Genomic DNA, 13,123 nt, shown 5'->3' with positions numbered 1-13,123 from the left:
CGTCTCCGCGCCAATGATAGTGCGGCCTCCCGTGTGAAAGTAGGTCATCGTCAGGCTCCTTCAGCCCAGCTAACCCCCTCATGTCCATGCATGAGGGGGTTTTCTGCTTCGCAGGGCAACAGATGCTCGCAAGCCATCTGCAACTGCCGCCGGGCGAGTACCGTGTTCACGTTGGCGCGATGATGCCCACCATGACTTCTCTGCAGCAGATCATGGCGGCCAGGGGCGTCTGGCCGCATCATTCGGAGGTTTCTCTTTCCATGACGAGCACCATATGATCCTCGAAGCCATATTGGCCTATGTGCATTTCACTGCGATCCTTGCAATGGTCGTCTTCCTCTCCAGCGAAGCGGCCCTGTGTCGTATTGAATGGATGAACGAGGCGCTGGTCCGGCGCTTGGCACGGGTCGATCTGCTCTATGGATTGTCCGCCATCGCCGTGTTGCTGAGCGGAGCGGCGCGCGTGATCTGGGGCGTCAAAGGGGCGGCATGGTACGGTGCCAATCCGCTGCTGCATGTGAAAGTGTCTCTCTTCGTCGTGACCGGACTGCTGTCCATCAAACCCACCGTTACCTATCTGCGATGGCGTCGCGCGCTGCAGCAGACGGGCTCACTTCCCCCAGCAGACGAAGTGAAGAGTACGCGGCGGCTTGTGATGATCCAAGCGCATCTGTTGCCGCTGATTCCCCTGGCCGCCGTTTTCCTTGCACGGGGTTACGGAAGCCGTTGACGCAGCCACCGGCTGTGCGAAGAGCGAGGGCGGGCCGCCCGTAGAATCGGCGGATGCTTTCAGTCAAACAGGAACTGCTCGGCACATTGGCCGAAGCACTTCAGCGCATCGCGCCTGGCTCCGAAGTTCGCGCGGCATTCGAATCCCCCAAGGTGGCAGTTCATGGCGACTTCGCTACGACGGCGGCCATGCAACTGGCCAGGCCGCTCAAGCAGAACCCGCGCCAGGTCGCGGAAGCGCTGCGCAATGACCTGCTGCAGCAGCCTTCGTACCAGCGCTGGGCCGAGGCGATCGATATCGCCGGCCCGGGCTTCATCAACATCCGCCTCAAGCCCGCCGCCAAGCAGGAAGTGGTGCGCGAGGTGCTGGCCGCGGGTGGATCCTGCGGTCGGAAGGCCGATGGCGCTGGTGAGCGCGTGGTGGTCGAATTCGTCTCGGCCAATCCGACTGGCCCGCTGCACGTGGGGCACGGTCGCCAGGCCGCACTGGGCGACGCGATCTGCAACCTGCTGGCCACGCAGGGCTGGCAGGTGCACCGCGAGTACTACTACAACGACGCCGGAGTGCAGATCCAGACGCTCACCCACAGCACGCAACTGCGCGCCAGGGGCTTCAGGCCGGGTGACGCGGTCTGGCCGACCGATCCCGAGAACCCGGCGAGCAAGGGCTTCTACAACGGCGACTACATCCAGGATATCGCCGACGACTTCCTCGCGAAGAAGACCATCACGGCGAGCGACCGCAGCTTCACCGCCAGCGGCGACGTGGACGACGTCGAGTCGATCCGCAACTTCGCCGTGGCCTACCTGCGCCACGAGCAGGACAAGGATCTGCAGGCCTTCAACCTGCAGTTCGACGAGTACTACCTCGAGTCGAGCCTGTATTCGAGCGGCCGGGTCGACAAGGCCGTGGAACGCCTCATCGCCAACGGCAAGACCTACGAGGCCGACGGCGCGCTGTGGCTGAAGTCCACCGACTATGGCGACGACAAGGACCGCGTGATGCGCAAGAAGGACGGTACCTATACCTATTTCGTGCCTGACGTGGCCTACCACATCACCAAATGGGAGCGCGGCTACCGCAAGGCGGTCAACATCCAGGGCACGGACCACCATGGCACGATCGCGCGCGTACGCGCCGGCCTGCAGGCGGCCGATGTCGGTATTCCGAAGGGCTATCCGGACTACGTGCTGCACACCATGGTGCGTGTGGTCAAGGGCGGCGAGGAGGTGAAGATCAGCAAGCGTGCCGGCAGCTATGTGACGCTGCGCGACCTGATCGAATGGACCAGCAAGGATGCAGTGCGCTTCTTCCTACTGAGCCGCAAGCCCGACACCGAATACACTTTCGACGTGGACTTGGCCGTCGCCAGGAACAACGACAACCCGGTCTACTACGTGCAGTACGCCCATGCGCGCATCCACTCGGTGCTGGCGGCCTGGGGCGGCGATGTGGGGACGCTGGCGCAGGCCGACCTGTCGCCGCTCGAAGGCCCGCAGGCCCAGGCGCTGATGCTGCAGCTGGCCAAGTATCCCGAGATGCTGACGGCCGCGGCCGAGGGCGAGGCGCCGCACGACGTGACCTTCTACCTGCGCGAGTTGGCCGCGGCTTACCACAGCTACTACGACGCGGAGCGCATCCTGGTCGATGACGAGACGGTCAAGCGGGCACGCCTGGCGCTGATCTTGGCCACCGCGCAGGTACTGCACAATGGCCTCGCGGTGCTGGGCGTTTCGGCACCCACCAAGATGTGACGGCTACGTCCACCACCATGCACCACCACAACGACATGCGGATAGCAAAACGGCATCAGGGCCTGCAGCAGCAGCAACGGAGCCGCCAAGGGGGAGGAACGCTGATCGGCCTGGTCATCGGCGTGCTCGTCGGCCTGGGCGCTGCGCTGGCGGTGGCGGTCTATGTGACCAAGGTGCCCGTGCCCTTCCTGAACAAGGGGCTGGCCCGTTCTGTCGACCAGGACGCTGCCGAGGCGCGCAAGAACAGGGATTGGGACCCGAACTCCCCTCTGTATGGAAAAAACCCGGCGCGCGGCAACGGCGCGCCGGCGGCAGCCGGCTCGGTCGGCGTGGCCGAGCCGCCGCCGCCCGGCACCGTGGCCGAGCCGGCCGCGCCCGGTGCGCCGGCCGTGGCCCCGGCTCCGCTGCCCGCACCGCCCGCCGTGGCCGGCCGTGGCGGCAGCAACCCCGCCGCGGCACCGGCAGCCCCGGGTGCCACGACGACGGCCAGGCCCGCGACCTCGTCCGACCCGCTGGGCGACTTGGCCAAGGCGCGCGCCGCCGCATCGCCTGGCGCCGATCCGTTCGACTACTTCGTGCAGGCCGGAGCCTTCCGCGCGCCGGAAGACGCCGAAGCGCAGCGCGCCAAGCTCGCCATCATGGGCTGGGAGGCCCGCGTCAGCGAGCGCGAGCAGTCCGGCCGCACCGTGTTCCGCGTGCGCATCGGGCCGTTCGCCAAGCGCGACGATGCCGAGCAGCTCAAGGGCAAGCTCGATGCGTCGGGCATGGATACCGCCTTGGTCCGCGTCCAGCGTTGAGGCTGCAGGCGGCCGCAGGGCCTGAACTTTCCGGCCTGAACGTCCTCACAGAAGGCTGTTTTTCCAAGGAGTGAATCCGTGATCCAACGCCGTGCGTTTTCCGTCTCCGCCGCCTCCGCGGCCGTTCTGTCCGCCGTGCCCCTGGCGGTGCCCGGCCTGGCGCAGGCCCAGGGCGGGCAGCCCCAGGCGGGACGGGAGTACGTCAAGCTCGACCGGCCCGCGCCGGTTGATGCGCCCAGCGGCCAGATCGAGGTGATCGAGTTCTTCTGGTACAGCTGCCCGCACTGCAATGCGTTCGAGCCGACGTTCCAGGGCTGGCTCAAGGCCGTTCCCAAGGACGTGGTCGTGCGTCGCGTGCCGATCGCCTTCCGCCCGGACTTCGTGCCCCAGCAGAAGCTGTTCTATGCGCTCGAAGCGCTCGGCAAGGTCGATGCGCTGCACAGCAAGGTCTTCCACGCGGTCCACGTCGAGCGGCAGCGGATCAACACGGACGACACCATCCAGGAATGGATCGAAAAGCAGGGCGGAGCCGTTATCGACCCGGCCAAGTTCAAGGAAGCCTACAACTCCTTCGGCGTGGCCAACAAGGTCAAGCGCGCTTCGCAACTGCAGGATGCCTACCGCGTCGAAGGCGTGCCGGCGCTGGGTGTGGCCGGCCGCTACTACACCGACGGCTCGCTGGCGGGCGGCATCAACCGCGCGCTGCAGGTGGTCGATTTTCTGATCGGCCAAGTGCGCGGCGGCAAGGCCTGAGCGGCCCTGGGCCCGGCGCGGCCGGCCATGCGCCTTGCAGCATCCGGCAAACCCGCCCGTGCGGGTTTTCTTTTTTCCAACGCTTGCCTGAACGGGCCTCGCTACAATCATTGCAAGATTCGTGCCCTATGAAAACAAGCATCCTCTCCCATCTCGTTGCCGCGCTGTTCGTGCTGGCCTGCGGCGCGGCCCATGCCGAGCGGGCCGACCGGGCCCAGCCGATGAACATCGAAGCCGATGCGCTGCGCCATGACGATCTGAAACAGACCAGTGTCTTCACCGGCCGCGTCGTCATGACCAAGGGCACCATCGTGATCCGCGGCGCGCGGCTCGACGTGCGGCAGGATGCCGACGGCTACCAGTACGGCGTGGTGACCGGTAAAGCGGGCAAGCGCGCCTTCTTCCGCCAGAAGCGCGACACCGCGCCGGGCGCGCCCGAGGAGTTCGTCGAAGGCGAGGGCGAGACCATCGAGTACGACGGCCGCGCCGACAACGTGAAGTTCATCCGCCAGGCCGCGATGCGCCGCTACCAGAACGCCACGCTCAACGACGAACTCTCGGGCGACGTGATCGTCTACGACAACGTGACCGGCGTGTTCACGATCGACGGCAGGAAGACCGGCGCGCCGAACACCGCTGGCGGCGGCACGGCCGGCAGCAACGGCCGCGTGCGCGCCGTGCTGGCGCCCAAGGGCGAAGCCGGCAAGGCGCCGCCCGCGCCGCCACCGGCCGGCCCGGCGCCGAGCCTGCGCTCCAGCACCACGCTGGACGGACAGCCGCGGTGACCGGCGGCGTACCGACCGCGGCCGGCGCCGCCACGGGCAGCCGGCTGGAGGCGCGGCACCTGGAGAAGTCCTACGGCAGCCGCAAGGTGGTCAAGGACGTCTCGCTCGGCGTGAACAAGGGCGAGGTCGTCGGCCTGCTCGGCCCCAACGGCGCGGGCAAGACCACTTCGTTCTACATGATCGTGGGTCTGATGCGCTCCGACGGCGGCGACATCGAGATCGACGGCCAGTCCATCGCCGGCATGCCGATCCACAGCCGCGCGCGGCTGGGCCTGTCGTACCTGCCGCAGGAAGCGTCGATCTTCCGCAAACTGTCGGTGCAGGAGAACGTGCGCGCGGTGCTGGAGCTGCAGCACGACGAGAACGGCCGCGCGCTGCGCGGCGCCGCGCTGGAAGCGCGCCTGAACGCGCTGCTGCAGGAGCTGCGTGTGGACCACCTGCGCGATTCGCCCGCGCTCGCGCTGTCGGGCGGCGAGCGCCGCCGCGTCGAGATCGCCCGCGCGCTGGCCACGCAGCCGCGCTTCATCCTGCTCGACGAGCCGTTCGCCGGCATCGACCCGATCGCGGTGATCGAGATCCAGCGCATCATCGGTTTCCTGAAAGGGCGCGGCATCGGCGTGCTCATCACCGACCACAACGTGCGCGAGACGCTGGGCATCTGCGACCACGCCTTCATCATCAGCGACGGCCGCGTGCTGGCGCAGGGCACGCCCACCGAGATCGTCGAGAACGCCGATGTGCGGCGGGTCTACCTGGGCGAGCACTTCCGGATGTAGGCGGCGGCAGGATGAAGCAGGGCCTTTCGCTGCGCGTTTCGCAGCACCTGGCGCTCACGCCGCAGCTGCAGCAGTCGATCCGGCTGCTGCAGCTCTCCACGCTGGAACTGGGACAGGAGGTCGAGCAAATGCTCGACGACAACCCGTTCCTGGAGCTGAACCACGACGAGCCGGTGCCCGACGAGCGCAGCGGCGCCGAGCCGGCTTCCCCCGGGAGCGCGGACGGCGACGGCGGCGGCGTTTCTTCTTCTTCTTCCACGGCGGAGGCCGAAACGTCCGGCGGCAGCGATGCGCCCGACGCCGGCTCCGGCCTCGACGCGCCGCAGGACTGGGAAGGCGAGGGCACCGATTTCAACCCCGGCGACGACGGCGACTGGGGCGCCAGCGGCGACGCGCCGGCCCGCAAGAACAACGACTCGTCCGACGGCGAGATCGATGCGACCGAGCTGGCCCGCAGCCACGAGTCGCTGACGGCCTTCCTGCACCGCCAGGCGCTGGCGCTGCGGCTGTCGGAGGTGGACCGCGCCGCCCTGCGCTTCCTCATCGAATCGCTCAACGACGACGGCTACCTCGAAGACCCGCTCGAGGACCTGGCCCACGGCCTGGCCGGCGCCGATGCCGACCTGGAGCAGATCGACGAGCTGGTGCACCGCTTCACCGTCGCGCTGCGCCTGCTGCAGAGCCTGGAGCCGGCCGGCGTCGGCGCGCGCAGCCTGGCCGAATGCCTCACGCTGCAGCTGCGCGCGCTCGATGCCGACGAGGAGGGCGACCCGGAGGTGATCGCCGCCGCGCTGCGCATCTGCGCGCAGCCGATGGAGCTGCTGGCCCGGCGCGACGTCAAGCGCCTCACGGCCGCCGGTGGCGCGAGCGAGGAGACCACGCGCGCCGCGATGGCGCTGATCGCGCGGCTGGAGCCCAAGCCCGGGCGGCGCTTCGTCGACACCGAACGCAACATCGTCATCCCCGACGTCATCGTCACCAAGGTGGGACGCGGCGCCAACGTGCGCTTTCGCGTGCAGCTCAACCCGGACGTGATGCCGCGGCTGCGGGTGCACGACATCTACGCGAGCGCGCTGAAGGCGCACAAGGGCGAGGGCGCTCAGGCGCTGGCCCAGCGGCTGCAGGAGGCGCGCTGGTTCATCAAGAACATCCAGCAGCGCTTCGACACCATCCTGCGCGTGTCCAACGCGATCGTGGAGCGGCAGAAGAACTTCTTCGTGCACGGCGAGCTCGCGATGCGCCCGCTGGTGCTGCGCGAGATCGCCGACGAGCTGGGCCTGCACGAATCGACCATCAGCCGCGTGACCACGGCCAAGTACATGGCCACGCCGTTCGGCACCTTCGAGCTCAAGTATTTCTTCGGCTCGGCGCTCGGCACCGAGACCGGCGGCAACGCGTCGTCCACGGCGGTGCGCGCGCTGATCCGGCAGTTCGTCTCGGCCGAGGATCCGGCCAAGCCGCTGTCGGACAGCCAGATCTCGGAGATGCTCAAGGAGCAGGGCATCGAATGCGCCCGGCGCACGGTGGCCAAGTACCGCGAGGCATTGCGCATCGCGCCCGCCAATCTACGCAAGGCCCTGTGGTGGGGTATATGTCCAGAGCGGGCGGATATCGGCGGCTGACAGGTGATATGCCTGGGGGTATCCAAGGGATGCCGCGGCCAAGCCAGCGGACGCCGTGCAAGGGCCGCCCCGCTGCGCTGGCGTGAAGCCCCTCGCCAGAGGCGAGGGGCGCTCGGCCCGTCCATGCCCGCGCAGGCGGGCGCGAAGCGCGCAGAGAGAAGGGGGGCGGCGCAGCCGCTAGGGCGGTGTCCTCAAGGCAGCACGATGCGCGCGCAGAGCCCGCCGCCGTCCGGCCGCAGCAGATGCACGTCGCCCCCATGCGAGCGCGCGCACGACCGCGCGATCGCCAGCCCCAGGACCACGCCGCCGGCGCGCGGCGGCTCGCCGCGGGCGCTGTCGGCCAGCCGGGTGAACGAGGCGAAGGCGGTCTCCACCAGCGCCTCGGGAATGCCTGGGCCGTCGTCCTCCACCTCGATATGCACCGAGGTGCCCGCGGCCGGCAGCAGCCGCACGCGGGCGCGGCGGCCGTAGCGCACCGCGTTGTCCAGCAGGTTGCCGAACGCACGCTGCACCGAGGCCGGCCGGCAGCGGTAGGGCAGCGGCAGGGCGTCGCCGGCCCAGTGCACGTCGTGGCCCAGCGCGGCCTGCTCCTGCACCTGGGCGTCAATCAGCTGGCGCAGGTCGACGGTCTCGGTCGCCTCGTCGGCCGCGTCGTCGCGGGCGAAGCGCAGCGTCTCGTCCACCATCGCCGTCATGCCGTCGAGCGTGCGGACCATGGCCGCGCGCAGGGCGGCGTCCTCCACCAGCTCCGCGCGCAGGCGCAGCGAGGTGATCGGCGTGCGGAAGTCGTGGCCGATGGCCGCGAGCATGCGGGTGCGGTCCTCCACAAAGCAGCGCAGCCGCGCCTGCATGTCGTTGAAAGTCTGGATCATGTCGCGCATCTCCTGCGGGCCTTCGAGCGGCAGCGGTTCCACGCGCTCGCCGCGGCTCACGCGGCCGGCCGCCTCGACCAGCGTGCGCGACGGGCGCAGCAGCCGCCGGGCCGACAGCGCCGCGATCAGGGCGACCGGCACCAGCCCCATCTGGAACCAGAAGCTCATCGGCCACCACCAGCGCCGGCGCAGCGGCAGCGCCTGGTCCGACGCCAGCCAGCGGCCGTCCGGCAGCTGCACCCACAGCGCGAGGCGCCCGTGCCTGGCATCGCCGTCGGGCACGTCCACCTGCGCGGCGACGGCGCGGGCGGAGCCGCCCAGGCGGGCCTGGAGCGCGGCCAGGATGTCGGCCTCGTCCCGGGCCAGATCGGCATCGAGCTGCCGGTGCGGCGCCGGGGCGCCGGTGCCCAGCCGCCACCGCGCGCGCGGGCTGCCGAAGGCGTCGAGCACGGCGGCCGCGTCGACACCGGCCGGCAGGCGCTGCACGCCATGCGCGACCTGCGCGACCCGCTCGGCCGCCTGTCGCCAGGCCAAGGGGTGGACGGCACCCACGTCGCGCGACATCAGCGTCACGCCGATCAGGTGGGAGACGGCGAAGCCGGCCAGCAGCAGAAAGAGCAGCTGCCCGGCCATGCCGCGCGGCTGCGGCAGGCGCTGGAGCGTGGCGCGCAGGCGGCTCAGCATGCGGCCACGCCGGTGGCCAGCAGGTAGCCGGCGCCCCAGGCGGTCTTGATGAGGCGCGGACGGCGCGGGTCGGCTTCGAGCTTGCGGCGCAGGCGGCTGACCTGGCTGTCGATGCTGCGGTCGAACACGTCAGCCTCGCCGTCGCCCGTCAGCTCCAGCAGCAGCTCGCGGCTGAGCACCTGGTGCGGCCGCCGGACGAAGGCATGCAGCAGGCGGAGTTCGGCGGCGCTCAGCTCCACCAGGCGGCCGGCCGGGTCGTGCAGTTCGCGCCGGTCGGGGTCGAACACCCAGCCGTCGAAGCCCAGGCGCCGCGACGGCGCGGCCGGCGCGGCCGCGGCGCGGCGGCTGCGCCGCAGCACGGTGCGAATGCGCGCCAGCAGCTCGGCCGGGTCGAAGGGCTTGACCACGTAGTCGTCGGCGCCGGACTCCAGCCCGTGCACCCGGTCGGCCGGCCGGCCCATGGCGGTCAGCAGGATGACCGGCGTGCCGGTGCGCTGCTGCACGTGGCGGCACAGCGCGATGCCGTCCTCGCCCGGCAGCATCACGTCCAGCAGGATCAGGTCGTGCGCCTCGCCGGCCGCGAGCCGCTGTCGCAGCTCGGTGCCGTCGCGCGCGGTGGCCGCGCCGAAGCCGTGCCGCGCGAGCAGCTGGGCCATCGGGTCGCGGATGTCGGCATGGTCGTCCACGACGAGGATGCGCGCGCCCGCACCGGGCGGCAGCGGCCGCTGGAAAATGGAAGTGACAGGCGCTGACATAGGTTGACAAATTCTACCAATTGCGAATGGATAGCATTCATGCCGTTTCCATTCCTTCCTCCAGAACAGGCGCCCCCGCGCCGCCACCCGTCATGCCGCATCGACCGCTCCGTTCCTTCCGCCCGCGCACCATGGCCGCGGCCTGTGCACTCGCTGCCACCCTGCCGCTGCATGCGCAGCAACAGCAGCCGCAGGCTTCGGACGACAGGTCGCTGTCCCCGGTCGTCGTGACCGCCTCCGGCTTCGAGCAGGAGATCGCCGACGCGCCGGCCTCGATCAGCGTCATCACCCGCGAGGACCTGGAGAAGCGCCCGTTCCGCGACCTGACCGACGCGCTGCGCGACATCGAGGGCGTGGCCGTCACCGGCCCGAGCAACGAGCGCGACATCTTCATCCGCGGCCTGCCCGGCGCCTATACGCTGATCCTGGTGGACGGCAAGCGCCAGAGCACGCGCGATGCGCGCACCAACGGCAACGCGGGCTTCGAGCAGAGCTTCATCCCTCCGCTGGAGGCCATCGAGCGCATCGAAGTCGTGCGCGGGCCGATGTCCTCGCTCTACGGCTCCGACGCCATGGGCGGCGTGATCAACATCATCACCCGCAAGGTCGCCAAGGCCTGGGGCGGCTCCATCGGGCTGGACTACACCGCGCAGGAGCACGGCGACGGCGGCAATTCGCACCAGCAGCAGTTCTACATCGCCGGCCCCGTCCAGACCGACCTGCTCGGCCTGCAGCTCTGGGGCCGCCAGTACCACCGTGAGGAGGACGGCGTGGTCAACGGCTTCAACGGCGCGCGCGACCGCGACCTGACCGCGCGCCTGGCCAGCACGCCGAACCCGTACCACGACATCCTGCTCGAAGCCGGCACCACCGACGTGCGCCGCCGCAGCGCGCCGGGCTACAGCATCGCCTCCACCGGCACCTCGACCTACAACACCAACGACCGCGACCACGCGAGCATCTCGCACACCGGCCGCTGGGGCTGGGCCACGTCGCAGATCTCGCTGCAGCGCGAGACCTACACGCTCGGCAGTGGCAGCACCGGCTGGGTGCGCAACGCCCGCGCGCCGAAGATCGAGAACACCGTGCTCGACGCCAAGCTCACCGCGCCGCTCGGCCGCCACCTGCTCGTGGCCGGCGCGCAGTGGAACGAGGGCGACCTGACCGACCAGAACCCGGGCCGCCGCACCGGGCTGGACGAGCACTTCAAGATCGTGCAGAAGGCGCTGTTCGTCAAGGACGAGTGGCGCATCACCGACCGCTGGGCGCTGACCGGCGGCCTGCGCCTGGACGACCACGACGTCTACGGCCAGCACTGGAGCCCGCGCCTCTATTCGGTGTGGCATGCCAGCGAGCAGGTCACGTTCAAGGGCGGCGTCTCGCGCGGCTTCCGCGCGCCCGACATCCGCTCGATCGCGCCGGGCTACGCCTACACCACCGGCGGCGCCGGCTGCACCTACGGCGCCAACGGCACCTGCGGCGTGATCATCGGCGACCCCAACCTCAAGCCCGAGACCAGCACCAGCTACGAGATCGCCGCGCTCTGGGACAACCAGCGCGACCTGTCGGCCAGCGCCACGGTCTTCTACACCGACTTCAAGGACAAGGTCTCCAACGCGCTGGTCTACAACGCCGACGGCAGCATCGCCCGCTGGGCCGAGGACCCGAACTACCGCCTCTGGTACAACTACAACATCGACAACGCGACCATCGCCGGGCTGGAACTCTCCGCGCGCTGGAAGCCGTCGGCGGCCCTCTCGGTCAAGTCCGGCTACACCTACACCGACTCGCAGCAGAAGGGCGGCGCCTACGACGGCTACGCGCTCGCGCGCACGCCCAAGCACCTGTTCAACCTGCGCGCCGACTGGGTCGCGCTGCCGGGCCTCACGCTCTGGTCGGCCTACACCTACCACGGCAAGGAGATCAACGCCGGCGCGCGCATCGGCACCAACGGCACGCTCGTGGCCACCGGCGTGCGCGAGTACGCGGGCTACGGCCTGTTTGACCTCGGCGCGTCGTATGCCGTCAGCCGCAACAGCACGGTCAACGTCGCGCTCTACAACCTCGGCGACAAGCGGCTCGACGAGCTGACCTACAACACGGTCGGCGACGGCCGGCGCGTCTGGGTCGGCGTGAACGTCAGCTTCTAAGGATGCCATTGGCGCGCGGCCGGCCGATACCATTGCGCCCATGAACCAGCTCCAGCTCTTTCTGCCCTGCGCCGCCGGTGTCGAGGGTTTCCTGGCCGACGAGGTGCACGCGGTCACCGGCCTGGCTGGCAACGACCTGCTCACCGGCCGCGGCGGCGCCCTGGTGCGCGGCTCCTGGCGCCAGGCGCTCGAACTCAACCTGCACAGCCGGCTCGCCCAGCGCGTGCTGGTACAGCTCGGCCATGCGCCGTACCGCAACGAACACGACCTCTACGAAGCCGCAGGCGCGGTCGCATGGGAGGTCTGGTTCACCCCGCGCCAGAGCTTCAAGATCGAGGTCACCGCCCAGCACAGCCCGCTCACGAGCCTGAACTTCGCCGCGCTGCGCATCAAGGACGCGGTGGCCGACCGCTTCCGCCGCAAGGCGGGCGGCGTGCGGCCCGACGTGGACACCCAGCGGCCCGACGCGCGCATCCATGCCCACCTGACGACCGACACCGTCACGCTCTACATCGACACCTCGGGCGAGCCGCTGTTCAAGCGCGGCTGGCGCGAGGACAAGGGCGACGCCCCGCTCAAGGAGACGCTCGCGGCCGCGATGATCGCCGCCAGCGGCTGGGACCCGCATGGCGACGCCCCCGTGCCGCTCTACGACCCCTGCTGCGGCAGCGGCACCATCGCGATCGAGGCCGCGCAGATCGCCTGCCGCATCGCCCCGGGCAGCCTGCGCCGCTTCGGCTTCGAGAAGCTGCTGCCCTACCAGGCGCACGTCTGGGCCGGTCTGAAGGAAGAAGCGCGCGCGGCCGGGCAGGCGCCGGCCGTGCCGGTCTTCGGCAGCGACGTGGCCCACCGCATGGTCGACTTCGCGCAGCGCAACGCCGAGCGCGCCGGCGTCGGCCGCGCCGTCGAGTTCCGTGGCGGCGATGCCCTGCAGCGCCAGCCGCCGAGCCCGCCGCCCGGCGTGCTGCTGCTCAACCCGCCCTATGGCGAGCGCATCGCCGCGGCCGGCACGGCCGGCCGCAATGCGGCCGAACGCGCCGGGGCGCGCAGTGCCGGCCGCGAGACCGCGCAGACCGAGGACGGCGGCGAATTCTTCAGCCGCCTGGCCGCGCACTGGAAGAAGCACTACGCCGGCTGGACCGCCTGGATGCTCACGCCCGACCTCCAGCTGCCGGGCCGCATGCGGCTGAAGGAATCGCGCCGCGTGCCGCTGTGGAACGGGCCGATCGAATGCCGGCTGTTCCGGTTCGACCTCGTGGCCGGCTCGGCGCGGGAGCGGGGCGGGCGGCCTGCGGTGGACAACGGCGGCCCTTGAGTACATACCGTTTGTACACACCACGGGAGGCCCGCATGTCGAGCACGCTCGTTCGTGAGCTGGGCCGAGCTGCTGCAGCAGCGGCAGGGCACGCCCATCGGTGCCAACGATCTCTGGACTGCGGCCCACG

Annotated in this window: 12 protein-coding genes; 10 read left to right on the top strand and 2 right to left on the bottom strand. The window is 70.1% G+C overall.

Going from position 1 to position 13,123, the window contains the following annotated elements; genetic code table 11:
- The first annotated feature begins 80 nt into the window (after window positions 1-80).
- From GAK38_RS17445 to GAK38_RS17410, 8 genes are all read left to right on the top strand, one after another.
- Window positions 81-278 (top strand): hypothetical protein, encoded by a 198-nt coding sequence (locus tag GAK38_RS17445; protein WP_325346236.1) that lies wholly within the window; start codon window positions 81-83, stop codon window positions 276-278.
- Window positions 275-730 (top strand): DUF2214 family protein, encoded by a 456-nt coding sequence (locus tag GAK38_RS17440; RefSeq protein WP_325346235.1) that lies wholly within the window; start codon window positions 275-277, stop codon window positions 728-730. Before GAK38_RS17445 ends, GAK38_RS17440 begins: the two co-directional genes overlap by 4 nt.
- A 53-nt stretch (window positions 731-783) precedes the next feature.
- On the top strand, window positions 784-2,484 hold the full coding sequence (gene argS / locus GAK38_RS17435; protein WP_325346234.1) for an arginine--tRNA ligase: 1,701 nt from the start codon (window positions 784-786) through the stop codon (window positions 2,482-2,484).
- A gap of 35 nt (window positions 2,485-2,519) precedes the next feature.
- Window positions 2,520-3,281, top strand: a complete 762-nt coding sequence (locus GAK38_RS17430; RefSeq protein ID WP_325346239.1) for an SPOR domain-containing protein — start codon at window positions 2,520-2,522, stop codon at window positions 3,279-3,281.
- An 81-nt stretch (window positions 3,282-3,362) separates the two neighbouring features.
- Entirely contained in the window at window positions 3,363-4,034 is a 672-nt protein-coding gene (locus GAK38_RS17425; RefSeq protein ID WP_325346238.1) for a thiol:disulfide interchange protein DsbA/DsbL, read from the top strand.
- Between the two features lie 128 nt (window positions 4,035-4,162).
- The gene (gene lptA, locus GAK38_RS17420; RefSeq protein ID WP_325346233.1) at window positions 4,163-4,819 is read left to right on the top strand and encodes a lipopolysaccharide transport periplasmic protein LptA; all 657 of its coding nucleotides are present in this window, start codon (window positions 4,163-4,165) and stop codon (window positions 4,817-4,819) included.
- Window positions 4,816-5,595 (top strand): LPS export ABC transporter ATP-binding protein, encoded by a 780-nt coding sequence (lptB, locus tag GAK38_RS17415; RefSeq protein ID WP_325346232.1) that lies wholly within the window; start codon window positions 4,816-4,818, stop codon window positions 5,593-5,595. The genes lptA and lptB overlap by 4 nt, the downstream gene beginning before the upstream one ends.
- Window positions 5,596-5,606: 11 nt before the next feature.
- Window positions 5,607-7,217: an RNA polymerase factor sigma-54 gene (locus tag GAK38_RS17410; RefSeq protein WP_325346231.1), complete on the top strand. Its 1,611-nt coding sequence runs from the start codon at window positions 5,607-5,609 to the stop codon at window positions 7,215-7,217.
- 191 nt (window positions 7,218-7,408) lie between these two features.
- Here GAK38_RS17410 and GAK38_RS17405 read toward each other — a convergent pair whose 3' ends face one another.
- Window positions 7,409-8,773, bottom strand: coding sequence for an ATP-binding protein (locus tag GAK38_RS17405; RefSeq protein WP_325346230.1), 1,365 nt, complete (start codon window positions 8,771-8,773; stop codon window positions 7,409-7,411).
- A complete protein-coding gene (locus GAK38_RS17400; protein WP_325346229.1) occupies window positions 8,767-9,528 on the bottom strand; it encodes a response regulator transcription factor in 762 nt (253 codons plus the stop codon). Before GAK38_RS17400 ends, GAK38_RS17405 begins: the two co-directional genes overlap by 7 nt.
- 131 nt (window positions 9,529-9,659) lie before the next feature.
- Here GAK38_RS17400 and GAK38_RS17395 point away from each other — a divergent pair, with 131 nt between their 5' ends.
- Together GAK38_RS17395 and GAK38_RS17390 are read left to right on the top strand one after the other, a co-directional pair.
- Window positions 9,660-11,678: a TonB-dependent receptor domain-containing protein gene (locus tag GAK38_RS17395; protein WP_325346228.1), complete on the top strand. Its 2,019-nt coding sequence runs from the start codon at window positions 9,660-9,662 to the stop codon at window positions 11,676-11,678.
- 40 nt (window positions 11,679-11,718) lie between these two features.
- Window positions 11,719-12,993, top strand: a complete 1,275-nt coding sequence (locus GAK38_RS17390) for a THUMP domain-containing class I SAM-dependent RNA methyltransferase (protein WP_325346227.1) — start codon at window positions 11,719-11,721, stop codon at window positions 12,991-12,993.
- Window positions 12,994-13,123: the final 130 nt, after the last annotated feature.

Source organism: Xylophilus sp. (assembly GCA_009914555.1).
Taxonomy (GTDB): Bacteria; Pseudomonadota; Gammaproteobacteria; order Burkholderiales; family Burkholderiaceae_C; genus WNDY01.
Note: the sequence above shows the minus strand (reverse complement) of the source record. Positions and strands in the feature narration are given on the sequence as shown.

Coding starts and splice junctions, on each gene's coding strand:
- GAK38_RS17445 (WP_325346236.1), top strand. CDS start 81: ATGTCCATGCATGAGGGGGTTTTCTGCTTCGCAGGGCAACAGATGCTC.
- GAK38_RS17440 (WP_325346235.1), top strand. CDS start 275: ATGATCCTCGAAGCCATATTGGCCTATGTGCATTTCACTGCGATCCTT.
- argS (WP_325346234.1), top strand. CDS start 784: ATGCTTTCAGTCAAACAGGAACTGCTCGGCACATTGGCCGAAGCACTT.
- GAK38_RS17430 (WP_325346239.1), top strand. CDS start 2,520: ATGCGGATAGCAAAACGGCATCAGGGCCTGCAGCAGCAGCAACGGAGC.
- lptA (WP_325346233.1), top strand. CDS start 4,163: ATGAAAACAAGCATCCTCTCCCATCTCGTTGCCGCGCTGTTCGTGCTG.
- GAK38_RS17410 (WP_325346231.1), top strand. CDS start 5,607: ATGAAGCAGGGCCTTTCGCTGCGCGTTTCGCAGCACCTGGCGCTCACG.
- GAK38_RS17405 (WP_325346230.1), bottom strand. CDS start 8,773: ATGCTGAGCCGCCTGCGCGCCACGCTCCAGCGCCTGCCGCAGCCGCGC.
- GAK38_RS17400 (WP_325346229.1), bottom strand. CDS start 9,528: ATGTCAGCGCCTGTCACTTCCATTTTCCAGCGGCCGCTGCCGCCCGGT.
- GAK38_RS17395 (WP_325346228.1), top strand. CDS start 9,660: ATGGCCGCGGCCTGTGCACTCGCTGCCACCCTGCCGCTGCATGCGCAG.
- GAK38_RS17390 (WP_325346227.1), top strand. CDS start 11,719: ATGAACCAGCTCCAGCTCTTTCTGCCCTGCGCCGCCGGTGTCGAGGGT.